Source organism: Aerococcus sp. HMSC10H05, assembly GCF_001806975.1.
In the GTDB taxonomy this organism is placed as follows: domain Bacteria; phylum Bacillota; class Bacilli; order Lactobacillales; family Aerococcaceae; genus Aerococcus; species Aerococcus viridans_B.
This window is the reverse complement of record NZ_KV786989.1, coordinates 26,241-52,416: the sequence shown is the minus strand read 5'-3', so window position 1 is coordinate 52,416 and position 26,176 is coordinate 26,241. Positions and strand designations below refer to the sequence as shown.

General features: G+C 38.6%; 19 protein-coding genes and 1 pseudogene. 15 read left to right on the top strand and 5 right to left on the bottom strand.

From position 1 onward, the window contains the following. Positions 1-29 precede the first annotated feature (29 nt). The 7 genes from recG to ftsY all read left to right on the top strand — a co-directional run bounded on the left by recG (position 30) and on the right by ftsY (position 10,435). Complete coding sequence (gene recG / locus HMPREF3116_RS05760) at positions 30-2,081, top strand: ATP-dependent DNA helicase RecG (RefSeq protein WP_070468253.1); 2,052 nt, start codon at positions 30-32, stop codon at positions 2,079-2,081. 189 nt (positions 2,082-2,270) lie between these two features. After that, positions 2,271-3,293, top strand: coding sequence for a phosphate acyltransferase PlsX (plsX, locus tag HMPREF3116_RS05755; RefSeq protein ID WP_070468251.1), 1,023 nt, complete (start codon positions 2,271-2,273; stop codon positions 3,291-3,293). A gap of 100 nt (positions 3,294-3,393) precedes the next feature. Then, positions 3,394-3,633 carry an acyl carrier protein gene (gene acpP / locus HMPREF3116_RS05750; protein WP_070468249.1) on the top strand — a complete coding sequence of 80 codons (240 nt, stop codon included), beginning with the start codon at positions 3,394-3,396 and terminating at the stop codon, positions 3,631-3,633. A gap of 80 nt (positions 3,634-3,713) precedes the next feature. After that, positions 3,714-4,409: a ribonuclease III gene (rnc, locus tag HMPREF3116_RS05745; protein WP_070468287.1), complete on the top strand. Its 696-nt coding sequence runs from the start codon at positions 3,714-3,716 to the stop codon at positions 4,407-4,409. A gap of 20 nt (positions 4,410-4,429) precedes the next feature. Continuing rightward, on the top strand, positions 4,430-7,996 hold the full coding sequence (smc, locus tag HMPREF3116_RS05740; RefSeq protein WP_070468248.1) for a chromosome segregation protein SMC: 3,567 nt from the start codon (positions 4,430-4,432) through the stop codon (positions 7,994-7,996). A 95-nt stretch (positions 7,997-8,091) separates the two neighbouring features. Continuing rightward, positions 8,092-8,913, top strand: a complete 822-nt coding sequence (locus HMPREF3116_RS05735; protein ID WP_070468246.1) for a Cof-type HAD-IIB family hydrolase — start codon at positions 8,092-8,094, stop codon at positions 8,911-8,913. Positions 8,914-9,409: 496 nt separating this feature from the next. Continuing rightward, positions 9,410-10,435, top strand: coding sequence for a signal recognition particle-docking protein FtsY (gene ftsY, locus HMPREF3116_RS05730; RefSeq protein WP_070468244.1), 1,026 nt, complete (start codon positions 9,410-9,412; stop codon positions 10,433-10,435). 159 nt (positions 10,436-10,594) lie between these two features. On the opposite strand, the gene HMPREF3116_RS05725 is transcribed toward ftsY, so the two are convergent. The 5 genes from HMPREF3116_RS05725 to HMPREF3116_RS05705 form a co-directional block, all read right to left on the bottom strand. Then, a complete protein-coding gene (locus tag HMPREF3116_RS05725; protein ID WP_070468242.1) occupies positions 10,595-12,610 on the bottom strand; it encodes an FtsX-like permease family protein in 2,016 nt (671 codons plus the stop codon). A 1-nt stretch (position 12,611) separates the two neighbouring features. Next, positions 12,612-13,361 carry an ABC transporter ATP-binding protein gene (locus HMPREF3116_RS05720; protein ID WP_070468240.1) on the bottom strand — a complete coding sequence of 250 codons (750 nt, stop codon included), beginning with the start codon at positions 13,359-13,361 and terminating at the stop codon, positions 12,612-12,614. Positions 13,362-13,500: 139 nt separating this feature from the next. Continuing rightward, the gene (locus tag HMPREF3116_RS05715; RefSeq protein ID WP_070468239.1) at positions 13,501-14,418 is read right to left on the bottom strand and encodes a sensor histidine kinase; all 918 of its coding nucleotides are present in this window, start codon (positions 14,416-14,418) and stop codon (positions 13,501-13,503) included. Positions 14,419-14,470: 52 nt separating this feature from the next. Further along, the gene (locus HMPREF3116_RS05710) at positions 14,471-15,157 is read right to left on the bottom strand and encodes a response regulator transcription factor (protein WP_070468237.1); all 687 of its coding nucleotides are present in this window, start codon (positions 15,155-15,157) and stop codon (positions 14,471-14,473) included. A gap of 230 nt (positions 15,158-15,387) precedes the next feature. Continuing rightward, positions 15,388-15,873 (bottom strand): LURP-one-related/scramblase family protein, encoded by a 486-nt coding sequence (locus HMPREF3116_RS05705; RefSeq protein WP_070468234.1) that lies wholly within the window; start codon positions 15,871-15,873, stop codon positions 15,388-15,390. A 334-nt stretch (positions 15,874-16,207) separates the two neighbouring features. On the opposite strand from HMPREF3116_RS05705, the gene serC reads away from it, so the two are divergent. The 8 genes and pseudogenes from serC (at position 16,208) to HMPREF3116_RS05665 (ending at position 26,150) form a co-directional block, all read left to right on the top strand. Next, positions 16,208-17,290, top strand: a complete 1,083-nt coding sequence (gene serC / locus HMPREF3116_RS05700; RefSeq protein WP_070468233.1) for a 3-phosphoserine/phosphohydroxythreonine transaminase — start codon at positions 16,208-16,210, stop codon at positions 17,288-17,290. A 628-nt stretch (positions 17,291-17,918) separates the two neighbouring features. Next, complete coding sequence (locus HMPREF3116_RS05695) at positions 17,919-19,139, top strand: 3-phosphoglycerate dehydrogenase family protein (protein WP_070468231.1); 1,221 nt, start codon at positions 17,919-17,921, stop codon at positions 19,137-19,139. A 136-nt stretch (positions 19,140-19,275) separates the two neighbouring features. Continuing rightward, positions 19,276-20,160 carry an ROK family protein gene (locus HMPREF3116_RS05690; RefSeq protein WP_070468229.1) on the top strand — a complete coding sequence of 295 codons (885 nt, stop codon included), beginning with the start codon at positions 19,276-19,278 and terminating at the stop codon, positions 20,158-20,160. Positions 20,161-20,584: 424 nt separating this feature from the next. Next, positions 20,585-23,378, top strand: a pseudogene (locus tag HMPREF3116_RS05685) (cation-translocating P-type ATPase). Between the two features lie 205 nt (positions 23,379-23,583). Beyond that, positions 23,584-23,928 (top strand): putative DNA-binding protein, encoded by a 345-nt coding sequence (locus HMPREF3116_RS05680; protein WP_070468227.1) that lies wholly within the window; start codon positions 23,584-23,586, stop codon positions 23,926-23,928. Between the two features lie 74 nt (positions 23,929-24,002). Next, positions 24,003-25,457, top strand: a complete 1,455-nt coding sequence (gene ffh, locus HMPREF3116_RS05675; protein WP_070468226.1) for a signal recognition particle protein — start codon at positions 24,003-24,005, stop codon at positions 25,455-25,457. A 139-nt stretch (positions 25,458-25,596) separates the two neighbouring features. After that, entirely contained in the window at positions 25,597-25,884 is a 288-nt protein-coding gene (rpsP, locus tag HMPREF3116_RS05670) for a 30S ribosomal protein S16 (RefSeq protein WP_070468224.1), read from the top strand. Positions 25,885-25,904: 20 nt separating this feature from the next. Further along, entirely contained in the window at positions 25,905-26,150 is a 246-nt protein-coding gene (locus tag HMPREF3116_RS05665) for a KH domain-containing protein (protein WP_070468285.1), read from the top strand. The last annotated feature ends 26 nt before the right edge of the window (positions 26,151-26,176 follow it).

Here is a 26,176-nt window from a genome sequence, read left to right as displayed (position 1 = left end):
TAATGATTTTTAAGCTAAGGGGGATGATGATGGCACGTGCTTTATCCGATTCAGTGACCGTTTTGAAAGGTGTCGGCCAGAAAAAAGCGGCATTATTAGAAAAGGTTGGGATTTCTACGGTAGAAGATTTGTTGTACCATTTCCCTTTTCGTTATGAGGATGTTTCTGTAAAATCGGCCGGAGAATTAGTGGATAATACCAAGGCCTCGGTAAAAGGCGTGGTTGTGACGGCACCTGTTGTCCAATATTTTGGGCGCAACCGTAACCGTTTGACCTTTCGCTTAGCTATGGATCATGAGGTATTGCAGGTGATCTTCTTTAACCAGCCCTACTTAAAAAAGCATATTCAAGTTGATCAAGAAATCGTTGTTTATGGAAAGTTTGAAGCGGCGAAACAGCAAATTGTTGGGATGAAACTTTTCTCTAATCAACAAAATGTGGGCGATAAGGACAATGATTTTGAAGCAATTTACCACTTAACGCAAGGTTTATCGACGAAATCGTTAACCGATTTAATTAAGCAAGCGCTTGATTTATATGGGGACTTGATTGTGGAATTATTGCCTGAAGCATTGCGGGAGAAATACCAACTTATGCCACATAAGTTAGCCATCCAGCAAATCCACTTTCCAGATAGTCAAGAAAATAACCGGCAAGCACGCCGGCAATTGAAATATCAAGAACTCTTCTTGTACGCCTTGAAATTACAGTGGCGTAAATTGCAACAACGTCGAATGGCCAACGGTGCCCAGGTACTTTATGATAACGATCACCTGCGTGACTTTATCCAGACGATCCCTTTTGAATTGACAGCTGGTCAAAAGGCTGTGGTCAATGAGATTTGTGCAGATTTAAGGCAACCATTCCAGATGAACCGCCTCCTTCAAGGAGATGTTGGGTCCGGGAAGACGGTAGTAGCGATGATTTCCTTAGTGGCAACAATTGATGCTGGCTTTCAAGGGGCCATGATGGTGCCAACTGAAATTTTGGCTGACCAACATTATGCCGCAATTTCAGGCTTTTTTGAAGAAACGGATTATAAGGTAGCTTTGTTAACGGGTTCGACGAAAACGAAGGCACGACGGGAAATCTTAACCGACTTAATAAACGGGGATATTGACCTGTTAATTGGGACGCATGCCTTAATTCAAGATGATGTGCAGTTCGCTGACTTAGGGATGGTTGTGATTGATGAACAGCACCGGTTTGGGGTTAACCAACGGTCTAAATTAGTGGCTAAAGGTGAGTTCAAAGCGCCTAATGTCTTGTATATGACCGCAACGCCAATCCCCCGTACACTGGAGATTACCATGATGGGGGATATGGATGTTTCGAAGTTAAAAGAAATGCCATCGGGTCGTATACCTATTGAAACGTCTTGGGTCCGTCCTAACCGCCAAGCCCAGGTAGATGAACAAATTTGGCGAGAAGTCAAAAAAGGACGGCAAGTTTATATCATCTGTCCTTTGATCGGTGAATCAGAAGCCTTGGAAGCACAAAATGCTGAACATATTTATGAAACTTATCTGGCGCAATTTGGCGGGCAATTTTCTGTAGGTTTATTACATGGGCAAATGAGTACCGAGGAAAAAGACCAAGTGATGGAAGCTTTTAAACATAATGATGTGCAAATATTAGTGTCTACAACGGTTATCGAAGTAGGGGTTAATGTACCCAATGCGACTTATATGGTGATTTTAGATGCTAATAGGTTTGGTTTAGCCCAGCTCCATCAATTGAGGGGCCGGGTAGGACGCGGTGTGCATGCTTCATACTGTGTATTAGTAGCTGATCCAAGAACAGAGAACGGTAAACAGCGGATGCGTATCATGGTTGAATCGACAGATGGTTTTTATCTTAGCCAGCAGGATTTAGAATTACGTGGTGCTGGTGATTACTTTGGTACTCGCCAATCTGGTCTACCGGAATTTAAAGTAGCTGATCCAATAGAAGATGGTGTGATCTTAGAAGTCGCTCGTGAAGATGCCATTCAATTTATCCCTTACTTTGAAGGTAGGCAATCTGAATTCGCGCATCTAGCAAAATGGCTAGACAATCAAACGATAACCATCAATGCTTAGGTGAATTGTTGTTCTAGCGATTCTAAAGTGTCATGACGATTGATGGGTGATGTGCGGATCTTAGGGCCAAGAAGAGTTCTGATTAAAAAGCTAAAGCCCTTTTGCCTATATAGGCTACAAGTGGCTTTGGGGTATGCTATAATAAGGGTATTATATTGAATTTATTGAATGTAGAAAGTAGGCATAGAAATGAGAATTGCAGTAGATGCAATGGGTGGCGATAATGCACCTAAAGCAATCGTCTTAGGTGGCTTAAAAGCTGCAGCTGAACGTAAAGACGTCACCATCATGTTTTATGGGGATGAAGAGGCGATCAAAGCAGAAATTGAAGGGCCTACACCTGAAAATGTAGAAATTATTCACGCAGGAGATAAGATTTTATCTGAAGATGATCCAGTCAGAGCTGTACGGACAAAACGTGAATCATCAATGGTGATGGCAGCGCGTGCAGTACGAAACGGTGAAGCAGATGCCTTGATTTCAGCAGGTAACACAGGTGCTTTATTAACAGCAGGCTTACTAGTGGTTGGCCGGATGAAAGGTGTTGAGCGTCCAGCCTTAATGGCTGCTCTACCAAACCTAGCTAATATTGGAGATTCTGTATTATTAATTGATTGTGGTGCTAATGCGGAATCGAAAGCGTCCTATTTAAATCAATATGCAGTCATGGCGACAGCCTATGCCCGTGCGGTATTGAAGAAAGCTGCACCTTCAGTTGGTTTATTAAATAACGGTACTGAAGAGAATAAGGGGAATGATTTAACGAAAGAAGCTTTTGGTTTATTAAAAGCCAATGATCAGATAAACTTCACTGGGAATATCGAATCTCGTGAAATTTTAAACGGGGTTTCTGATATTGTCGTTGCTGATGGATTTACAGGCAATGCCGTATTAAAATCAGTGGAAGGAACAGCAGCTGCTGTGATGAAATTGGTTAAAAATGCGATTATGGACGGTGGCATTAGCGCTAAACTTGGTGGTTTACTCATCAAAGGGTCATTAAAAGAGTTGATGACTAAAATTGATTTAGACCAAGCAGGTGGTGGTATTTTATTTGGTGTTAAAGCACCAGTATTAAAAGCCCACGGTTCTTCAAATGCAACGAGTGTCTTCCATACAATATTACAAGCAGTGACAATTGTAGAATCAGGTATTATTGAGGAATTGGCGACAACATTTGAAAAAGAAATGCCTGTGAAGAAGGCAGAATAATTTTACTGAAAGTGGGGCTAGCTCGATAGCACTTCCCCATTTTCAAAAATAAAAGGTTTTAGTTGATGTGTAACTTAGGATTTTATTTAGGAGGATTTTCATGGTAGAGGGTACAACTTTTGAACAAGTAGCGGCTTTAATTGTGGAACGTTTCGGTGTGGAGGCTTCTAGTGTGACGCCTGAGATGTCGTTTACAGAGGATTTAGGTGCGGATTCGTTAAATGTTGTGGAATTGGTGATGGAATTGGAAGATAATTTCGGTATCCAAATTTCTGATGATGATGTGGAAGAGATTAGAACTGTTGAGGATATTGTAAAATATATCGATAGCCATCAGTAGGCGTATGGTTTGATGTTTGAGGAGGCTGGCAGTTGGTTGTCCAGCCTTATTTTATTGAAATTGAAGAAGGAGGAATTTTCATGGATTTATCAGGTGTGAAGGCCTTATTGAAAGACCGGTTTGATTTGAAGATGCAGGATGAAAGGCATTATATTGAGGCATTTACCCATTCTTCGTATGTGAATGAGAACCAAAAGTTATCTTTAGAAGATAATGAACGAATTGAATTTTTAGGGGATGCGGTTTTAGAGTTAGTGGTGTCTAATTATTTATACAGACATTATCCTGAAATGGATGAAGGACGGATGTCGTCTTTACGTGCTTTAATTGTTCGTGAGGAGTCATTGGCTAAACGTTGTGTGGAGTGTGGTTTCGACCAGTTTGTCCGTTTGGGTAATGGTGAGGAAGCAAGTAATGGCCGCAAGCGCCCATCTTTATTATGTGATTTATTTGAGTCGGTACTTGGTGCAATTTATCTTGATCTTGGGTTAGATGCGATAGAGCATTTGATGTCCCTAACCATTTATCCTAAGATCAAGAATGGGGAGTTTACACGTTTGTCAGATGCGAAGACTGCTTTACAGGAAGAGTTACAAAAAGATGGTGCGATTCAATTGACCTATGAACTTGAGCGTGAGTCTGGTCCAGCACACAGTAAAGAGTTTCATGTGGCTGTTCGTTTATCTGATGAAATTATTGGAAGAGGTGTGGGCCATTCTAAGAAGGCGGCGGAGCAAGCTGCTGCGGCTAATGCCTTAACGATGTTGAAGAAATAGTGGGAGAAAGGAATTAGCCTGTGTACCTAAAAACAGTTGAAATGGTCGGCTTTAAAAGCTTTGCGGATAAGACGACAATCGAATTTGATAATGGGTTTACAGCTATTGTAGGACCAAACGGCTCAGGGAAGTCGAATATTACAGAGGCCATTAAGTGGGTTTTGGGGGAGCAATCTGCCAAGACCTTGCGTGGGTCTAAGATGTCTGATGTTATTTTCGCTGGTGCTGAAGACCGTCGTAAGGGGCAGTATGCGCAAGTCACCCTAACTTTTGATAATAGTGACCGGTCTTTAGCTTTTGATACCGATGAAGTAGCAGTTAGCCGGCGCTATACAGCGGCTGGGGATTCTGAATATATGATTAACCGTCGTCCATGTCGTTTGCGTGATATCACGGAGTTGATGATGGATACTGGGATAGGCCGAGATTCATTTTCAATTATTTCTCAAGGTAAGGTGGAACAAATTTTCACCCAAAAACCTGAGGATAGACGGGGGATTTTTGAAGAAGCTGCTGGGGTTATGAAGTACAAGTCGCGTAAGCATGAAGCTGAGCGGAAGTTGAAACATACCGAAGAGAATTTGCACCGAATCTATGATATCTTATCGGAGATTTCTGACCGGATTGAACCCCTAGAAGCACAGAAAAATGCTGCTTTACATTACAAGGAATCAAAGGCTGAGTTATCTGAAATTGAGATTGCGCTAACAGCCGTTCAGATTGAAACCTTAAACGAACAGTGGCAAGTTGCGAAGAATGATATCCAAGCTTACGGTGAGGATATTCATAAACGGCGGGCTACCTTAAACGAGACACAAGCGCTTCTTGCTGAGTATAAAGATAAAGCGAGTCAAGCAGATGCGTCTGTGAATGAATTACAAGCTCAGTATGTAGATTTGGTCAAAAATGCTGAGCAATTACAAGCTAAAATTCAAGTTCACCACCAAAAGGTCCTTTTTAAGGAGAATAATCAAGCCAGCCAAGCTGAAAACCTTGATAGTTTGAAGGCTTTGGTGAAGGATATTAAAGCGACTATTATCCAATTAAAAGCCCAATTAGGAGATATGGAAAAGGAAATCGCTGAAAAAGCTTCTGACCGTGATCGTTTACTGTCTGCCCTTGAAGACCTTTCAGATGATTCTGAAGCAGCAGTTCAAGCTAAGCGGACAGAGTATATTACCGCCTTGCAAAAGCAATCTAGCTTACAAAATGACTTGAGCCAGCTTGAAAAAGATATGGCCAATGAAGCGGCCACACTGAAAAAAGACCAATCAGACCAAACAGAAAAAGAAACGACCTTAGCTGATTTAAAAGATCAATTAGCTCAGGCTGAAGCGGATAAAGAAAGTTTGGGTCAGGAGATTGAAACCTTACTTAGCCAATATCAAGCTAAAAACCAAGCGGTAAAAGCCAAGCAAGATGAGGCTTACCGAGCGAATGAAGAAATGAACCAAGTCAATCAACGGTTGATGCAGGCCACTGCCCGCAAGGAATCGCTGGAAGATTTGGACCGTGACCATGCTGGTTTCTATCAAGGAGTGAAGGCTGCTTTAGACTTATCGGATAAAATACCGGGTGTCCACGGGGCAATCGCCCAATTGCTACGCGTGCCAGATAAATATACTGGAGCCGTAGAAACCGCGCTTGCTGGGGCTATGCAAAACATTGTTACCCAAAACGGTCAGGTCGCTAGCCAATTAATTAGTGAGTTGAAGCGGCAACGTGCAGGACGGGCGACTTTCCTTCCACTAGATGTGATTAAGGGTCGGTCAGTAAATCCTAGTGACTTGAATAAAATTCAGTCAATGCCTGGCTTTATCGGCGTGATGGTTGATTTAGTTGACTTTGATCACCAATACCAACAAATTATGGCGAATTTAATGGGGAATGTCATTGTCGCTGATCATATTGATAATGCCCGTGCCATTGCCAAAACCTTATATTCTCGCTACCGCATTGTGACGCTCGAATCAGATGTGATCAACGCTGGTGGGTCAATGACTGGTGGGGCAACGAAACGCAATCACAATGCTGGTCTATTATCAAGAAAGACAGATATCGACCATTTAAGTCAGGAAATCAAGTCCTTGACCGCTTCCGTAACAAGCTTACAAGAAGCGACGCAAAAAGCATCACAAGAAGCTGAAGAAATGGTCAAAGAACTTGAAACAATTAAAGCACAAGGGGATGAAGCCCGTTTTAGTGAACGTGCGTTAACCAATCAAATTGACCAGTTGACTGGACAAATTGCAGCACTCACTGAGGCTTTAAAAACGAGCGAAAACCTGCAAGCTTCTGCTTTAAAAACGAAGACGAAACGAGAAAAAGCTAAAGCAAAATTAGTAGCGGATTTAAAAGAAATTGATGAACAAGTAGATCAATTGAAGCAACTGATTGAAGATATGAACTTATCGGCTACTGATAAAACCGAAAAACGGCAGCAATTACAAGGGCAATTGCAGACTGCTGAAACAGATTTAGCAGTCTTAAAATCACAATATAGCCAAGTTGAAAGTCAATTAACAGGTCAAGCAGCTGAATTAGCAGCAAAAGAAAATCAGGTAAGTCAAGTAGAAGCAGAACTTAAGTTGATGCAGGAAGCTATTTTATCCAATTCTGAAACTTCTGGTAGCTTGGAAGCTGACTATCAAGCTGCTGTGAAAGCACAGAAAGCTTGTGAAGCTGAACTAAAAGCGGTACGAAAAGTCCGCAATGAGGCACAGAATAAGGCTGACGTCTTAGACCAAGAAGTCAAAGAAATGAACACTCACCTCCAAGAATTGCTTGAAAAGCAAGCTAAAGTGGAGGCAACAGCTTCACGATATGAAGTATCAATTGACAATCATTTAACCCATCTAAGGGAAGCATATGGGTTGACCTTTGAACGGGCGAGAGCAACGTCAGAATTAACGATGTCTATGGAATCAGCTTCCTTAAAAGTTCGTCAGTTGAAAAAGGAAATTGAGCAGATTGGACCGGTCAATTTAGCAGCGATTGATGAGTTTGAAGAAGTAAATGAACGGTTTATCTTTATGCAAAAGCAACGAGATGACGTGTTAGCAGCTAAAGAAAAACTTTATCAAACAATCTCTGAGATGGATGAAGAGGTGGCTGAACGATTTGAGCAAGCTTTCATCGCTATACGAGATGCTTTTGAAAGTATCTTCCCTAAATTGTTTGGTGGTGGTCGTGCGAGTCTGAAATTGACGAGACCAGATAATCTGTTAGAATCTGGTATTGATATTGAGGCACAACCACCTGGTAAGCGACTTCAACATTTATCCTTACTATCAGGTGGGGAGAAAGCCTTGACTGCGATTGCTTTGTTGTTTGCGATTTTAGATGTGAAAATTGTCCCATTCTCTATCTTAGATGAGGTAGAAGCGGCACTTGATGAAGCTAATGTTGCACGTTATGGTCAGTTCTTACGTGATTTTGCGAATAAAACGCAATTTATTGTGATTACTCACCGTAAGGGGACTATGGAATCAGCTAATATCTTGTATGGGGTGACCATGCAGGATGCTGGGGTCTCTAAGTTAGCGGCAGTTCGTTTAGAAGATTTCGATGAGAATTTACTAGAATAATCAAATTAAAGTGAGTTTAGTCGTTTTTCCTTTTGAAGTGTGGCAAAATATAAGTAATCAAGTAAAAAAATATGAGATAGAAATATGAGGGTATTATGATTGAATTAATTGCAATTGATTTAGATGGCACTTTGTTACGGGATGATAAGACCATTAGTGAGGGTAACCGTACTATGGTCAGAAAGGCGATTGATAATGGTGTGGATGTCGCTATTTGTACAGGGCGACCACTTGAAGCGATTCAACAATTCTTGGATATTTTAGAAACCAATACTGCTGATCACTATTCAATTACCTATAATGGGGGACTCGTCGTTGAAAATAAGACGGGTAAGGTGGCTAGTCAAGTGACCATGTCTATGGCGGATGCTAAACGGTTATATGACGTGATGGCGTCTCTTGAATTACCACTTGAAGCGGTCTTGATCGATGCGGTGTATCAATTCCCATTCCCTGAAAATCATCCAGGTCTTTATCAAGAAACAATGAATTTCTTACCGTTCAAACAATTTGATATGGACAATTTAGATCCAGAAACGGCCATTTTTAAGGTAGTCGTGAATACAGAAACGGATCATTTAATGGGTATGATTGATCAAATTCCAAGTTGGGTATATGAAGATTTTGAAGTGATGCGTAGTCATCCATTCCAATTAGAAATTATGCCTAAAGGGGTTGATAAAGGGACTGGTGTGAGTCATTTAGCCGATATTTTAGAATTAACTAAAGACCAAGTGATGGTCATTGGGGACGAGGAGAATGACTTAGCGATGCTTAAATGGGCCGGCACATCAGTCGTAATGGAAAATGGTCGACCAGATGTCAAAGCGTTCGCTGACTACATCACGGACTCGAATGAAAATGATGGTGTGGCTAAAGCCATTGATCATTTTGTTTTCTTTGAAACAGACAATTAATAGTTATAATAACTATTTTAAATTTTAAAAGAGTTAAAGGTAATTTTCTAAAATTGTAGGTAAGCCGTAGGCTTTCACTACTTCTAGCATTGCCTTAAATGCAGTGGGACCGGAATTAGCCGAAGTCTAATTCCTTGTCTGACGATTCAGCCTGTAAGGAATAAATTCCTAACAGGTTGATATGGGTCAGTCATCCTTTTTTCACTGCTAAGGCATGCTAGGATAGTTCCAGCCTTATGTTGAACACGACTGACACTATTTAATACAAGAAGTAGTCAGTAAATTAAATTTAAAATTTGTATCATAATGTCAACGTTATCAAATGACATTTACTTCTTGAAAATTGGGTTTAATAGTTTCTCAGGGGACAATATTAAAACAATTTTAGTCAGGAAGACTATTTTTACGATTCGATATAAGTAGGTTTGTTGAAATATTATTTAACCTATATTTTAAGATTACAAACGAGATTTTATTTTAGTAAAGGAGTGATATGATGGGATTATTTGACCGTATTAAACGCGCGTTTACGGGTGAGGATGAGATTGTTGAGCAACAGCGTCAATCTGAATCACCTAGCCAAGAACAGATTGTCTTTGAAAAGTACGATAAGGGTGTTGAGAAGACACGTCGTTCTTTCTCTGAGCGTATGAATGAATTATTTGCTGGTTTCCGTCAAGTAGATGATGAATTCTTTGATGATTTAGAGGAGACTTTCATTTCTTCTGATGTTGGTTTTGATATGACACTTGCCTTATCTGATGCAGTGCGTGAGGAAGTGCAACGTCGCGGTGCTAGATCAGGTGAAGAAGTAAAGGATGTCATCATTGAGAAGATGGTGGATATTTACGACAAGGGTGGCGAGCCGGATGTTGAAATCAATGAAAATCCAGATGGTCCAACTGTTGTTTTATTTGTTGGGGTCAATGGTGTCGGCAAAACAACTACCATTGGTAAAATGGCTTACCAATTGAAACAAGATGGTAAAAAAGTCTTGCTTGCTGCAGGGGATACTTTCCGTGCGGGTGCGATTGAACAATTAGAAGAATGGGCACGCCGTATTGATGTGCCAATTGTCACTGGTAAAGCGCAAGGAGACCCAGCTTCTGTAGCCTTTGACGCGGCTAAAACTGCGCGTGAAGGTGGCTACGACTACTTATTAGTAGATACCGCTGGACGTTTACAAACTAAAATTAATCTAATGAACGAATTAGATAAAATGAAACGTATCTTAACAAGAGAATTACCAGGTTCGCCACATGAAATTTTATTAGTACTCGATGCAACAACAGGTCAAAATGCGCTAGTCCAAGCTAAAGAGTTTGATAAGACTGTGGATATTGACGGTATCGTCTTAACTAAACTTGATGGAACGGCTAAGGGTGGCGTGATCTTTGCGATTCGCTATGAAATGGATATTCCGGTTAAATTTATCGGACTTGGTGAAAAAGTGGATGATCTGCAAGTATTTGATGCAGAGAAATTTATTTATCAATTGATTAAAGATGTAGTAGAAGTTTAACTTTAATAGATAGCAATAGACTAACTTAAGCCATAGATGAATGGCTAAGTTAGTCTATTTTTTTTGGTTCTATAATAAATAGTGTTGATGAAAAGTTTGATTCTATCGAAAAATATTTTAGGACTTTACTGCGTCGATACTTTTTTAAGACCTGGTTATTTACATTTCTTTCTTTATGATTGCGTAGTACATTTTAGAGGTAATGAGGTAACAGATGGCATAGATGGCGATGAATACGACAATCACAATACCATAAGCTGTAAGTACGGTTGTAGGAGCGATTAGGCCTAGTGTTCGTAATAGCGACATGACAATTTTATATGCCATGATGGCGTTTAAGACTGCTACGATACTTGGTAGGGCGAATATCCAAAAGACTTGTTTTTGGATAGTTTGCTTGATCAAGCTATCAGGTAGACCAACTTGGTCCATGATATCGAATTTTTCTTTGTCATCATAACCTTCTGAAATTTGCTTAAAGTAAATCATTAGGATTGTACCAATAATGAGTACAATACCAACAATCATACCTAGGAACAAGAAACCACCATTTAAACTGTATAGTTCTTTGGTCATACTTTGTTTTGAGGAGATGCGATAAATATGATTGCCAAGGGTCAATGAATCAGGATTATCCACAATCATTTGTTCAATTTCTTTGGCTTGTTCTTCATCATCTACATCAAAGTAGAGACTTTGACTAGGCTCAGCTTTAATTGGTTCGTCACTACCGTAGACACTGATTAAGAAGTTTTCACGGATTTCATTTAGGACGTCTTCATTAGGAACAACTAGATACATAATGTCGCCAACGTAATTGGTTGGCATGTAGGTTTCGTCGATAGCCTGTAAGTCTAATACTTGCTTGTTGTCGTCTTCAGCTAATAGGGTAATTTGGTCTAACTCTTTTGCGTTTTTAATTTGACTAGCATACAGTGCTTGATTTTCTTCAAGTTGATAATCTTCTCCGTACAGTTCATTGAAGTCATCCACTGTTGTGAGTAATAAGTAAGCGAGCCATTCTGGTTCATCACTTTCTGGCTGGAAAACACCATTATTAAAGCGTGCACTAATTATGGTTAGGTCATAGCCCGATGCGAAGCTTGTATTGATGTCTTCACCTAAGTAGTTTGATATATCAGTAAGAAAATCTTCCTCAGTAAGTTTTTCCTGTTCACCATTTTCTGACACAATATAAGTCAATTCAAATTGACGGGGGGTTGCGCCTTCAATAATAGATGACATCCCCATATATAGGGATAGGGTTGTACCAATAGTAACGATGATACCTGTACAAAGGATGGCGATAGATGCTAGTGAAACGGCATTTGCCCGCATCCGGTATAACATGCCTGAAATCATTAAAAAGTTCTCTGGTTTATAGTAGTGTTTTTTATTTTTCTGTAAGGATTTTAAAACAAGAATTGAAAGACTGATAAATAGGCAGTAGGTACCAATGATAATCAGTAGAATTGTACCAAATAGGAGTGGCAACTGACTCATAGCGTTTGAGATTGTTAAGGCAAAATAGTAACCAGCCCCCATTGTCACTAAGCCGATAAGTAGGACAAGTATATTTGCTTTAGGCTGTTTTTCCCCAGCTTTTTTTGCTTGTAATAGTTCTGTTGCTTGTAACCGATTAAGACGAATATTATTGATCAAATATACGAAGAATATAATTAAACCACCGACAGCAACTGTATAACCAGCAACACCCAGAGAGAATGGATAATCCATTAGGGTGGCACCGGTGTCTTTCATCAGTTTGTTGATCATAATGAAGACTATTTTTCCAAAGATAAAACCGATACCTGTGGCTAAGGTGGTACTAGTGATCCATAAGATGCATTGTTCAATCAACATCATCAGTGAAATATGCTTACGCTCTAGACCGAGGACGGTGTATAAACCGTATTCAAGCCGCCTTTGTTTTTGGATGAAGTTATTGGCATAAATGGTAAAAATAGTAATTAAAATCGTAGATAGTAAGATGGCAAAGGCAATGATTGTTGGAAGTTGTGCATTTCGTTCTTGAACAAAATCATTGGTCATTAAGGATGCCATAATGTATTCCAAACCCATCAATAAGGTAAAGGATAGAAAGTAGGGAAAGTATACAGTAGCACGATTCTTAATATTGGTCACTGCCAGTTTTGTTAGCATTCCTAGGCGCATGTTACACACCTCGATTCGTTAACATGGTTAAACTTTGTGCAATTCGTTCGCGCATTTCTTGGTCATTTGCTTCACCGCGGTATAATTCATGGTAGACAACGCCATCTTTAATGAAAAGTACTCGTCCGGCACTTGCTGCAGCGGGGATTGAGTGGGTAACCATTAAGATAGTGTTACCACTTTGATGGATTTGCTTAAAAATGTCTAGAATTTGCTCTGATGATTTTGAATCTAAGGCACCCGTTGGTTCGTCCGCTAATAATAAGTTAGATTGGGTGATGATTGCTCGGGCAATAGCTACCCGTTGTCGTTGTCCACCAGAAATTTCGTATGGGAATTTATCTAATAAATTAGCGATACCAAGTGGTTGAGCAATTTCCTCTAGTAGCTTTTCCATTTCACCTACAGGTACATTGGATAAGACCAATGGCAGTAAGATATTGTCTTTATTTGAGAAAGTATCTAATAAGTTAAAATCTTGGAAAATGAAACCTAATTTTTCCCGACGGAACTGGGCAATTTCCTTACTTTTAATGGTTGTGAGGTCTTGGCCTGCTAAGGTTACTTTACCTTCGGTGGCTTTATCGAAAGTGGCAATGATGTTTAATAGGGTCGATTTACCTGAACCGGATTCCCCCATGATTGCAACATATTCACCTTCATTCACGGCAAAGTCAATATTTTGTAGGGCAGTTGTTTCATTCCCCTTAGTTTTATACATTTTTTTAACGTTTTCTACATCTAATAACATGTGATTTCCTCCTTTTCATGTGACAAATTTGCTTATAGTTGTATTATGCCGAAGATAAGCCATGTCTACATTTATCTATTCTTACAAAACAAGAAAGAAACCTTACAAAATTGTAAGGTTCATTCGATAAAGGTATTTTTCAATAGATAGAGGGTACATGTTGGTGTAAATAGATGGTAAAAGTTGTGCCTTCATTCACTGTGGAAGTGACAGTGACGCGTTGGTTAAGCCGTGTAGCAATTGTTTTAACCAAATATAAACCGATACCGGATGATTTTTCATTTAACTGACCATTAAAACCTGAAAAGCCTTTGTCAAATATCTTTGGTAGATCACTTTCACGAATTCCTTTGCCATTATCTTTAATCGATAACGACATATTTTGAGCGTTAAATTGAATCCAAATATCACCATCACTCGTATATTTTAAGGCATTATTTAAAATTTGTTCAATCATTAAACTGGTTAAATTAGCTTCAGTAACAATCGATTCGTTAATGGCTTCATAATGTAATTTCACCTGTTGTTGAATAAATTGTACCCGGTATTTCTTGATTAAAGGTCGAATGATTGTATCTAGTGAAACATTTGTAAATGTTAGGTCACGATCGGGATTGACTAGTCGTAAATAATGCAATGCCATATTAGTATAGTTTTCAATTTCTACCATTTTTTGTTTTAAGTAACTGGCGCTTTGCTCACTTGATTGGTTGAGGATAAGTTGGCTAGCGGTAATGGGCGTCTTCATCTGATGTACCCACATTAAAAAGTATTCCTCCGTATCAGCTTGTTGTTGGAGGGCACTATTCTTAATCGTAGTTATTTGCATTTTTAATGCTTCATTCTCAGCTAGTAAATTTCTCTGTTCTTTTTGATAGAGCATTCGACCAGTAAAATAAATAATGCTGATAATGAAGAGTAACCATAGTAATAATTCTAGTACTGACTTAGATAAGTCAAACAAGAAAAATATTAATATAATAGTGGCAAAAAAGATGGACAAAAAGAGTAAGGTCATACCTTCTTGACGGACAAAACGTTGAATCAATTGTTTCATTTATAGGTTACCTCTCTTTTATTATCTGTTTTTCTTATTAGATGTTAGGCATTTAATATGATTCCGCTTTGATGCGGTAGCCGTATTTTTTCTTCGTTTGAATAAAATTATCTAAGCCAATTTGTCGTAATTTTTTGCGAATTCGAGTCATATTTACAGCTAAAGTGTTGTCGTCAATAAATTGATCATTTTGCCAACAGAAATCTAAAATCCTCTCACGGGCTACATAGTCTCCCTTAGCTTGAAATAGGACCAGAAGAATTTGTAGTTCGGTAAAGGTGAGGCTAACTTCTGCCTGGTTGAAAGTAACTTTGGCTTTATTGGTATCAAGTGTGGCCCCCGAGAGTTGAAAAGTATTAGCACCTATTTCCATAGAAAAGGTATAAGTTCTTCTAAGTAAAGCTTGAATCTTACTAACTGTAACCTGCATATCAATTGGTTTTGTAATATAGTCATCAGCGCCCATTTGAATCGCCATCACCATATCAACCGGTTCGCCAACTGAGGAAATAAAGATAATGGGTACTTGGGAAAACTTTCGAATTTCCTGGGTCCAAAAATAACCATTATAATTAGGCAAGTTTAAATCCATTAAAATTAATTGTGGGTTATGGTGCTTGAATTCACCAAGGATATCTTCGAAATTTTCTGTAATGATTGTTTCATATTGCCATTTATTTAAAGCGGTGGCTAAACTTTGGGCAATCACTAAATCATCTTCTACTAACATGATCTTCATTATTTCACCTACTTTAGACAGTCTTTTCTACATTTTACCATAAGCAATTTTTGAAATTTATCCACAAAAAAACAGGCCTGGAATGAGTGCAGGCCTGTTTGTGTTGAAGAAAAATGTTTTAGCTGTTGCGCTAAAGTAAATTGATGTACTGAAAATTGTTGGGATGTATTTTCAGTACACTTCTATTATAGCGGTTTCAGCTAAGTGATTGGTCATCATTTTTACGTTTCTCAACCAGATTGTTGCTTGTCACGGATGGTATCAATTGCAAGAATGATCGCAAGTACAATAATGGGATCTACTTCAGTGTCATCAATGGTGATTTCAAAAGTGTCTGACCAAGATAGCAATTTTGCTTCAACCTCTGCAATTGTCTGATGATGTGCATCTTTAATAACATAACGCCAATCTAAAAAATCTCCTTCAATTGTCCAACCTAAATCTTGAATGGCCATCTTGGTTTTAAAAAATGTCAATTTTTGTTGGATAGTAGCCACATAATCATTGTCTCGGTAAATCTTTAGTTGGGTTAATAAGCGAAAGGGTGTTTCTTTTACATAAGCTAGTTCTTCATCTGTTAGGGCATCGTAGATCCGTAATTGACGACCAAGTGAAAATAATTTACCTGATACACGAAATAAGGGTGTTTGATTGTGGTCGTAAATATTAAAATCTTGCTTCAACGAAAATACCTTTTGCTTCATATACAATTTCATGCGCTCACTCCCTTAAAGTCTTTTATCAAATTATAACTTATAAAATGTAGAAAGGACAATATATGTACTAGTTGGTGACCAATCTGTATTTAAGTCTACTTTCTAATACACGAACGTTATATATATGTTTGTGAATGACCGGTTTATAAGCGTATAAAAAGTATTAAATTAAGGAATATATTCGATTTTTAATATGCACAAAGTGCTATTTAGTATAAAAATGAGAGAAAAATAAGTTTAAATAAGGGTAGATTAAAATTAGATGAAAGCATATAATAGTGGTGACGATGTGAAGTCGTTCAAAATATATGAACCTATAGATGGAGGAAATGAAATGACAACTGTTTATAATTTTTCAGCTGGTCCGGCAGTCTTGCCTAAGGCTGTATTAGAACAAGCACAAGCGGAACTTTTAAATTACAACGGTACAGACATGTCCGTAATGGAATTGAGTCACCGCTCATCCTCCTTCGTTGATATTATCGAACGAGCTGAACAACAATTACGTGATTTAATGCATATTCCTGATCATTATAAAGTTTTATTCTTACAGGGTGGGGCAACACAACAATTTTCAATGGTCCCAGCAAACTTGGCGAAAGGACAGAAGGTTCAATACGTGAATACTGGTTCATGGGCCACAAAAGCCATTAAAGCTGCGCAAGTATTAGAAGCTGTGAGCGTTGAAGAAATTGCGTCTTCTAAAGCAGATGGGTTTACTTCTGTACCTGATATTGCTGCTGAAGCTGTTGATCCAGAGGCTGCTTACTTACATATCACCACTAATGAAACAATCGGTGGCGTGACTTACCATGAAATCCCGAATTTTGATGGTGTAACTCTAGTAGCGGATATGTCATCTAATATTTTAGCGAATGACTATAATGTAGAAGACTTCGGTTTAATTTATGCTGGTGCCCAAAAGAACTTGGGTCCTTCAGGGGTAACAATTGTTATTGTGCGTGAAGATTTATTAAAGGAAGATACATCTCTACCAGACTTCTCCTCTTATGCAACACAAGCAGGTAAAGGGTCTATGATCAATACACCACCAACATTTGCGATTTACATGGTTGGTTTGGTATTAGAATGGGTAGCAGCACAAGGCGGACAAGAGGCAATGTATAAGCATGCTAAAGAACGTGCGAACTTATTGTATGACTACATTGATCAATCTGATTTATTTGTAAATAATGTAAAAGTAGAAAACCGTTCATACACCAATATTCCGTTTTTAACGAATGATCCAGAATTGGATAAGAAATTTATTGCTGAGGCAGATGCTGCTGGCTTTAAGCAATTAAAAGGTCATCGTTCAGTGGGTGGTATGCGTGCTAGCTTGTATAATGCTTTCCCGTTGGAAGGTGTAAAAGCATTAGTCGAATTTATGAAAGCATTTGAAGAAGAAAATAAATAGAAATGTAATGAGCCTTCGGCTTGCACTACTTCTAGCATTGCCTTAAATGTAGTGGGACCGGAATTAGCCAAGGTCTAATTCCTTGCCTGACGATTCAGAGAGTAAGGCATAATCAGGCTCCAAAAGGCAAACTCAACGCCACTTCGCAAATAGTCTACGTGATTTGTTATCACTCCGACGATTTACTCCAGTGTTCTGAGTCTGAGCGCCTTTTGTTACACTTTCCCTCAAACTCTCTGATATGGGGCAGACATCCTTTTTCACTGCTAAGGCATGCTAGGTAGTTTCAGCCTCGGCTTTACCTCAGCTCATTTTGTTAGCTAATCATGCTTTTAGAATTTAGTTTTTGCTTAGCGTTAAATTTTACAAAAATGATTAAATTAATATTTACTAAAATAGCTATTGATACACTAGGGAAATGATTGACTTGCTATTATTCTTCCAAATTTAAAAATTGAATAAGCAATTACCTGTCTAATTATACTTTATTGAGGGATAATCGAATTTTAATGGCTAGATGGTAAAATTGTTTAATTTTAATTTTTGTAGAATAAATCATATCAATAATAATAGTCAAACATATATCAAGACATTGTCCCTGCTTTAAGGTATGGAGGAATTTAAAAATATGGAATTAAAAGAGAAAGTTTATCAATTAAGGACCTATAATGCGATTGCAGCTGAGGGTATGGCGCGTTTTGAGCGAGAGAAATATGCTATAAATGAAAATGATGATCCGGATGCATTAATTTTACGTTCTAAAGATTTGCGTGATATGACCTTTAACGATTCATTAAAAGCGATTGCGCGTGCTGGTGCGGGTACTAATAATATCCCAACTCAACGTGCTACTGAGGCAGGTATTGTGGTCTTTAACACACCAGGTGCAAATGCGAATGCGGTGAAAGAGTTAGTATTAGCTAATTTATTATTATCTGTTCGTCCCATTATTCAAGGACATGAATGGATTCAAAACTACAAGTTTGGTCCAGATGATGATGTTGAAGCGATTGTTGAAGCGAATAAGAAACAATTTGCTGGTAATGAATTAGAAGGAAAGAAATTGGGTGTTATTGGTTTAGGTGCTATTGGGGCCATGATTGCTAATGATGCTTACCGTTTAGGCATTGAAGTGTACGGTTATGACCCATATGTATCTGTAGATACAGCTTGGAGTATTTCTCGTCGTGTTAACCGTGTGATGGAATTAGAAGATTTATTGAAAACCTGTGATTTCATTACTGTTCATGTACCTTTAATGGATTCAACTCGTGGTATGATTGGTGAGCGTGAGTTGGCTATGATGAAGGAAGATGTCCAATTATATAATTTTGCTCGGGGGCCAATCGTAGATAAAGCGGCAGTTTTAAAAGCCGTTAATGAAAACCGTATTGGAGGTTATACTACGGACTTTGCGGATGCAGATTTATTACACCATGAAAAAATCCGTGTGTTACCACACTTAGGTGCGTCTACTGAGGAAGCAGAGATCAATTGCGCCCGTATGGCAGCTGGAAACTTAAAACGCTTTTTACAAACTGGGGATATTGTTAATTCAGTTAACTTCCCATCTGTACAAATGAGCTTTAACTCACCAGTTCGTATTACAATCATTAACCGGAACATTCCAAACATGATTGGTAAGATTTCAACCTTTGTTGCAGAACAAGGAATGAATATTGCGAATATGGTGAACCGTGGTCGAGGGGACTTTGCTTATACATTAGTAGATTTAGAAGAATTAGACCATGAAAAAGTGGCTAATTTGGTTGCGAAGTTAAACGAAATGCCAGAAATTGTTCGTGTCCGAGCAATTGAGCATCCTGGTCAATTTTTTGAAGAAGCTTAGCTAATAGTAGATAGTATAAAAATATTTAACCAAATTTGAAGAGAGGTGATGGCAAAAGTGTCATACCTCTTTTTTACAATTGTAGAAAGTATTGTATAATGTTGGAAACGATATCAATAATTGGAGGCTTTAAACGATGACAAAAGATTTATTATACGGCGGTATTGAGGCTGGTGGGACGAAATTTATCTGTGCAGTAGCTGACCAAGACTTGAATATCATTGATCAAGTACGGATTGATACAACAGTTCCAGAAGAAACGATGGGTGAATTAAAAGCTTTCTTCGATCAATATGAATTGGCAAGTTTTGGGATCGCATCCTTTGGACCAATTGATGTGAACCATGATTCAGCAACTTATGGTTACATTACCTCAACACCCAAGTTATCTTGGCAGAATTATGATTTTGTTGGGCAAATGCAGACGTGGTTTGGCGATAAACCGATTGCTTGGACGACTGATGTGAACGGGGCATCACTTGCTGAAAACACGATGGGTGCAGCAAAAGGGGCTAAATCTTGTCTTTATTTAACGATTGGGACTGGTGTTGGTGGTGGATTCTCTATGAATGGGGAAATTTACCATGCATATAGTCACCCTGAGATGGGCCATATTAAGGTTGCTCAAGATCCGTATGACCACTTTGAAGGGGCTTGTCCTTTCCACGGTAATTGTATTGAAGGATTAGTATCAGGACCAGCGATTGAAAAGAGAACAGGCATCAAGGGTGCTGATTTACCTGCTGACCATGAAGTTTGGGATTATGTGGCAAATTATTTAGGTCAAGCCATTGCTAACTATACCTTAACTTTAGCGCCAGAACGCGTAATATTAGGTGGTGGTGTAATGCATCAAGCGCAATTATTGGATAAGATTCGTACACAAGTGGCTAAAGCGGTTGCTAATTATGTGGAATTGCCAGCTATGACAGATTATATCCAGTTACCAAAGCTTGGTGATGATGCTGGGATTACAGGGGCATTGTTGTTGGCTAAGCAAGCTTTAGCGAGTGCTGAGTAAATCGAAGGTGAGACAAAAGTCGTTAAGCATTGACGTACTGGACCAAAAGGCGAACAATAATGAAATATTATTGGAGACATTTGGGAAGTATCGGACAATGCTGACTTTTGGAATCCAATGATAAACGTTCTTATATAGTAAAGAGAGGCTGAGACATTTTGTCCCAGTCTCACCAACTAAAATAGTTACGCAATTTTACAAGGGCATGCGGTAGATTTTTAAGTAGCAGAAAATTTTATAAAAAATATTGAGGTTGGAGGGAACGCTTCCAACCTTTTTATCTTGGGAAAATACCTATTTATATTTTTTTATTATACCTAATTAATAAGTTATCGGTAGCCTTTATGACTTTTAATGAATAAAATATTATGTTAACATGATTTACAAATAGAGTTGAAAGTTCTATTAAAGAAAGGAAGAGGCGATGAGTAAAAACATTTATCAAAAAAAGTTACAAGACGTCATCGATGAATTAGAAACATCGAAGACTAAAGGATTGAGTGACCAAGAAGTTTCTGAACGTTTAGAAAACTATGGGGAAAATAAGTTACAAGAATCGGATAGTAAGTCTAAGTGGGAGATCCTATTAGATAATTTAAATAATATTATCGTTTATTTACTAGCCGTCGCAGCCATAATTTCAATCGCAATGGGTGATTGGATTGAAGCTATAGCCGTGATGCTGGCTGTTCTTATTTCGGTTTTGACTGGATATTTTGTAGAAATTAAAGCGCAAAAGTCTGTAGAAGCCTTGCAGGATATGGTCAATACTAGTGTACATGTGATCCGAAACGGGGAAGAGGTTGAGATTGATTCTTCTCAATTAGTCCCAGGTGATGTGATGGTTCTTGCTGAAGGAGATGCTATTGCAGCAGATGGTCGTTTATTAACGAGCAACAACTTTGCTGTGATGGAAGCTTCATTGACTGGTGAGTCTGAAGCGGTAGATAAGGATCCAGAAGCGACTTATGATGAAGAAGCGTCTATTGGTGACCGATTAAATATGGTCTTTTCAGGTACTGCAGTGACGCGTGGTAAGGCGCAAGTTGTTGTAACTGGTACAGGAATGGCAACTGAAGTTGGCCGTATTTCTGAAATGATGACCGGTGACAAAGATCAACAAACGCCTTTAGGTAAAGAAGTTGACCAGCTGGGGAAAGCCTTAATTTTTGTGGCATTTATAGCAGCAGGTCTAGTCGTTGCTATCGGTTTATTTAATGGTAATCCAGTGAATGAAATCTTACATATTGCGGTTATTCTAGCCGTAGCAGCGATTCCAGAAGCTATGCCAGCTGTTCAAACGATTACCTTATCAAATGGTATGCAGACGATGGTAAAGCACCAAGCTTTAGTTAAGACACTTTCTGCAGTGGAAACCTTAGGGTCTACGTCAATTATTGCGTCAGATAAGACCGGTACTTTAACAGAAAACCAGATGTTGGTTGAAAGTTTAATTATTAAAAATGATAGGCAATATGAAGTTTCAGGGTCAGGCTATACCCCTGAAGGCGCTATTACACAAGATGGGGAAAAAGTAACTTTTGAGATTGAATCAATTGAAGATGTCGACAAGTTAGATGATGACAAAGCGATGATATTGAAATTGATTACGGATGGTTACTTATCATCTGATGCTCGCTTAATTGAACGGGATGCCGTAGTAGATGGTGAAGAAGAAGCAGAGTTGGCAGATGAAGATGAAGACAATCAAGATCCTTATACGATTAAAGGTGACCCAACGGATGGGGCTTTAACAGTTCTGGGCCATAAAATTGGTTTATCACCTCAGTGGGAAAGGGATAATGACTATCAACTTGTTGCAGAAATCCCATTTGATTCTGAAAAGAAATATATGGCAGCCCTTTACCATTTTCCAAATGATATTCACCGTTTAATTGTGAAAGGTGCGATGGACGTTGTCCTAGATTTAGTGGCCACTGAAAAAGATGAAGTTGATTTCTGGCAAGAGAAGAATAATATTTTAACAGAAGATGGCAACCGCGTGATTGCGCTAGCTTCATATACGGTTAAAGATCAAGCTGAAGCGGATGAATTAGCTGACGACATGGAAGCGTGGTTAGAAAATCATACGAATACTTTAACCATTGATGGTTTATTCGGTATTATTGATCCACCACGTCAAGACGTGAAAGATGCTGTGGCCCAAACACAGGCGGCTGGTATTCAGGTGAAGATGATTACGGGAGACCACCCAAGAACTGCTTCGGTGATTGCACGTGATATTGGGATTGAAAACCATGAAAATACCATGACTGGTAAAGAATTAGATGCTATTCATGAAGATAAAGACTTTATTGATAAAATTCGTGATGTCGCTGTTTTTGCCCGGGTTTCACCGGAAAATAAATTGCAGATTGTTCGTGCCTTCCAAGATGAAGGGGGATGTTGTGGCGATGACCGGTGATGGTGTCAATGATGCACCGGCTTTAAATGGTGCAGATATCGGTGTAGCTATGGGTATTCGTGGTACCGAGGTTGCTAAAGAAGCTTCTGACATGATTTTAACCGATGATGCTTTTGGGACGATTGTAGATGCTGTTCGTGAAGGCCGAATCATTTTTGAAAATATCAAAAAGTATATTTCCTTCTTATTCGCTTGTAATATGGTAGAAATTGTTGCGATTTTATCAACAATTGTCTTCATGTTACCAATGCCAATTCAACCACTACATATCTTGTTCTTAAACCTACTAGTAGATATTGGACCAGCAATTGCTCTGGCTTATGAAAAAGCAGAGGACAATGTCATGGATCATCCACCAAGAGATCCAGAATCTGGTTTAGTGAATAGAACTTTCCTAAGCCGCATCATTATTTCAGGGGTCATTATTGGACTAGGTGCATTTGGCGTATTCTTCTTATTCCATAACATATTTGATATGGGCTTAATGTATGCCCAAACAGCCACCTTTACTTACATGGCAATAGCACAACTATTCCATATCTTGAATGTTCGTCGTTTAAATGGATTTGGGTTAGATAAAACCTTCTTCCAAAACAAATTATTACTTGCAGCAATTGCTTTCTCAGTTGTGTTACAGTTATTGGTTGTTTATCTACCCTTCTTAAACAATGTCTTTGGGACAGAACCGTTGACGCTTGTAACTTGGGGTATTATTCTTTTAATCGTGCTAGTGATTACGGGACTAGTATATATCGTGAAAAAATTAGCTGGATTAAAAGATCCAAAAGCTTAACTATTCAATAAAATGGAAAGGTCGGGGGCTATAATGTAGTCCTCGATTTTTTCTTATTTTATCGTATATAAATGTTGACGTTAATTTGTCAAAGGGCGTGAATCGACTTGGGACGTTTCGTTGATTCAGTGAGTTTGATAGTGTATACTAAACACTTGTAAAGGAAAACTGCTTGACAAATTTTAGACAGATAGAAGAGGATTAGATGGAGATTCAAAAAACAAATGAAATGAATACCCTTTTGATTTTCTACGGGGATTTATTAACTGAAAAACAACGTGTTTATATTGAACTGTACTATGCTGAAGATTTTTCTTTAGGAGAAATCGCAGAACATTTTGATGTGTCAAGACAAGCAGTTTATGATAACATTCGACGGACCGAAAAAAGTTTGTTGAAGTATGAAAATCATTTGCATTTAGCGCGTGATTATTATGCTAGAGGAGCAGTAGGGGAAAAAATGGCCTCTTATGTAGCAAAAAAATACCCTAATGATACACAGCTAGCGGACTATATGAAGCAATTCATTGCAATCGATAACCGTGATTAAGCAAATGAGGAATTTTAACAAATCACCATCCGAATTGAATGGCTAAGATGAATAAATAAGGAGTGTTATTAAGAATGGCTTTCGAAAGTTTATCGGATAGGCTACAAGGCGCTGTCCAAAACATGGGGAAGAAAGGTAAGATTACCGAGGGCGATTTAAAAGAAATGATGCGTGAAGTACGTCTAGCTTTATTAGAAGCTGACGTAAATTTCAAAGTAGTGAAGAACTTTGTTAAGCGTGTCAATGAACGTGCGTTAAATAGTGAAGTATTACAATCATTATCGCCAGCGCAACAAGTCGTTAAAATTGTAAACGATGAATTAACTGACTTAATGGGTGGAGAGCACGAAGATATTCAATTTGCAACCGCACCACCAACAGTAATTATGATGGCTGGTCTTCAAGGTGCTGGTAAAACCACTACTGTTGGTAAGCTAGCGGCCTTTTTAAAGAAAAATGGCCACAAGAAACCATTATTAGTAGCGGGGGATGTCTACCGTCCGGCTGCTATTAACCAATTACAAACAATTGGTCAACAATTAGATTTACCAGTCTTTACTTTGGGTGATCAAGTTAGTCCGGTTGAGATTGCTACTAAAGCAATTGAACATGCTAAAATGAATGGTCATGACTTAGTATTCATCGATACAGCTGGTCGACTACAAATTGATGAACGATTGATGACTGAGTTAAAAGATATCAAGGCGGCAGTGGAACCGGATGAAATCTTACTAACGGTTGATTCAATGACTGGTCAAGAAGCAGCTAACGTTGCCAAGGCCTTTGATGACGAGTTAGATATTACTGGGGTTGTCTTAACTAAACTAGATGGTGACACTCGTGGTGGTGCTGCATTATCTATCGTTTCTGTAACTGGTAAACCAATTAAATTTACTGGTACTGGTGAGAAATTAACTGAGATTGAGCGTTTCTATCCAGACCGTATGGCGAACCGTATCTTAGGTATGGGGGATATGTTAACCCTTATTGAGAAAGCACAAGCGGAGTTTGATGAAAATGAAGCAGAAGCGATGGCAGCTAAGATGCGTGAAAATACCTATGACTTCAATGACTTCATGAAAAATATGGACCAAATGAATAAGATGGGTTCAATGAAAGATATCTTGAAGTTAATTCCAGGAATGAATAAGTTGGGGAATTTAGATGATTTGAATATTGATCCAAAACAAATGACCCAAACCAGAGCGATGATTCAGTCGATGACGCCATTTGAACGAGAAAATCCAGATTCAATTAGCCAATCTCGTCGTCGCCGAATTGCAAAAGGTTCAGCTACTACATTACAGGAAGTGAACCGGTTGATTAAACAATTTAACGAGTCACGTAAAATCATGTCAGCGATGTCTAATGGCAACATGGGTGCCCTTCAAAACATGATGGGTGGCCTAGGCGGTGGTGGCTTCGGTGGATTTGGTGGCGGCGGTAACCGCAACAAGAACCGTGTCGCTGAATTACAAGCCAAACAAATGGCTCGTAAACTGAAAAAAGCAAAGAGAAAAGGGAAATAAGGTCATTTATAAAATTAATTCCCCCTGTAAAGAGAAAATACTTTACAAGCTGATGAAAACTTGTTATCATGTTTACTTGTGATGAGCTTTTAAGGCTTTAAATATATAAAAATACTTAATTTTTAGGAGGAACTTACTCATGGCAGTAAAAATTCGTTTAAAACGTATGGGTGCTAAACGTAACCCATTCTACCGTATCGTTGCAGCAGACGCACGTGCACCACGTGATGGTCGTATCATTGAAAAAATTGGTACTTACAACCCAACAACTCAACCAGAAACTATCGAATTAGATGAAGAGTTGGCTTTAAAATGGTTAAAAGATGGTGCGCAACCAACTGATACAGTTCGTGACATTTTATCTCGTCAAGGCGTTATGAAAAAACATCACGAAAGTAAATTAGAAGCTAAATCAGCTAACAAATAAGCGTAAACACTATGAATGATATGCCAAACATTGAAGATTTATTGTTAACAATTGTGAAACCATTGGTGAATCATCCTGATGAAGTCCAATTGAACATTGTTGATGGAGATGAATTTTTAGAATACCATTTGTTGCTACATCCTGATGATGTTGGCCGGGTGATTGGCAGGGGTGGCCGCGTTGCAAACGCAATCCGTACAATTATCTATTCAGTTCGAGTAGAAGGACCAAAAAGAATTCGCTTAATAATAGATAAAGAAAACTAAAAAAGGATGTGACAAATGTCGTTTAG

Coding starts and splice junctions, on each gene's coding strand:
- recG (WP_070468253.1), top strand. CDS start 30: ATGGCACGTGCTTTATCCGATTCAGTGACCGTTTTGAAAGGTGTCGGC.
- plsX (WP_070468251.1), top strand. CDS start 2,271: ATGAGAATTGCAGTAGATGCAATGGGTGGCGATAATGCACCTAAAGCA.
- acpP (WP_070468249.1), top strand. CDS start 3,394: ATGGTAGAGGGTACAACTTTTGAACAAGTAGCGGCTTTAATTGTGGAA.
- rnc (WP_070468287.1), top strand. CDS start 3,714: ATGGATTTATCAGGTGTGAAGGCCTTATTGAAAGACCGGTTTGATTTG.
- HMPREF3116_RS05735 (WP_070468246.1), top strand. CDS start 8,092: ATGATTGAATTAATTGCAATTGATTTAGATGGCACTTTGTTACGGGAT.
- ftsY (WP_070468244.1), top strand. CDS start 9,410: ATGGGATTATTTGACCGTATTAAACGCGCGTTTACGGGTGAGGATGAG.
- HMPREF3116_RS05725 (WP_070468242.1), bottom strand. CDS start 12,610: ATGCGCCTAGGAATGCTAACAAAACTGGCAGTGACCAATATTAAGAAT.
- HMPREF3116_RS05720 (WP_070468240.1), bottom strand. CDS start 13,361: ATGTTATTAGATGTAGAAAACGTTAAAAAAATGTATAAAACTAAGGGG.
- HMPREF3116_RS05715 (WP_070468239.1), bottom strand. CDS start 14,418: ATGAAACAATTGATTCAACGTTTTGTCCGTCAAGAAGGTATGACCTTA.
- HMPREF3116_RS05710 (WP_070468237.1), bottom strand. CDS start 15,157: ATGAAGATCATGTTAGTAGAAGATGATTTAGTGATTGCCCAAAGTTTA.
- HMPREF3116_RS05705 (WP_070468234.1), bottom strand. CDS start 15,873: ATGAAATTGTATATGAAGCAAAAGGTATTTTCGTTGAAGCAAGATTTT.
- serC (WP_070468233.1), top strand. CDS start 16,208: ATGACAACTGTTTATAATTTTTCAGCTGGTCCGGCAGTCTTGCCTAAG.
- HMPREF3116_RS05695 (WP_070468231.1), top strand. CDS start 17,919: ATGGAATTAAAAGAGAAAGTTTATCAATTAAGGACCTATAATGCGATT.
- HMPREF3116_RS05690 (WP_070468229.1), top strand. CDS start 19,276: ATGACAAAAGATTTATTATACGGCGGTATTGAGGCTGGTGGGACGAAA.
- HMPREF3116_RS05680 (WP_070468227.1), top strand. CDS start 23,584: ATGGAGATTCAAAAAACAAATGAAATGAATACCCTTTTGATTTTCTAC.
- ffh (WP_070468226.1), top strand. CDS start 24,003: ATGGCTTTCGAAAGTTTATCGGATAGGCTACAAGGCGCTGTCCAAAAC.
- rpsP (WP_070468224.1), top strand. CDS start 25,597: ATGGCAGTAAAAATTCGTTTAAAACGTATGGGTGCTAAACGTAACCCA.
- HMPREF3116_RS05665 (WP_070468285.1), top strand. CDS start 25,905: ATGCCAAACATTGAAGATTTATTGTTAACAATTGTGAAACCATTGGTG.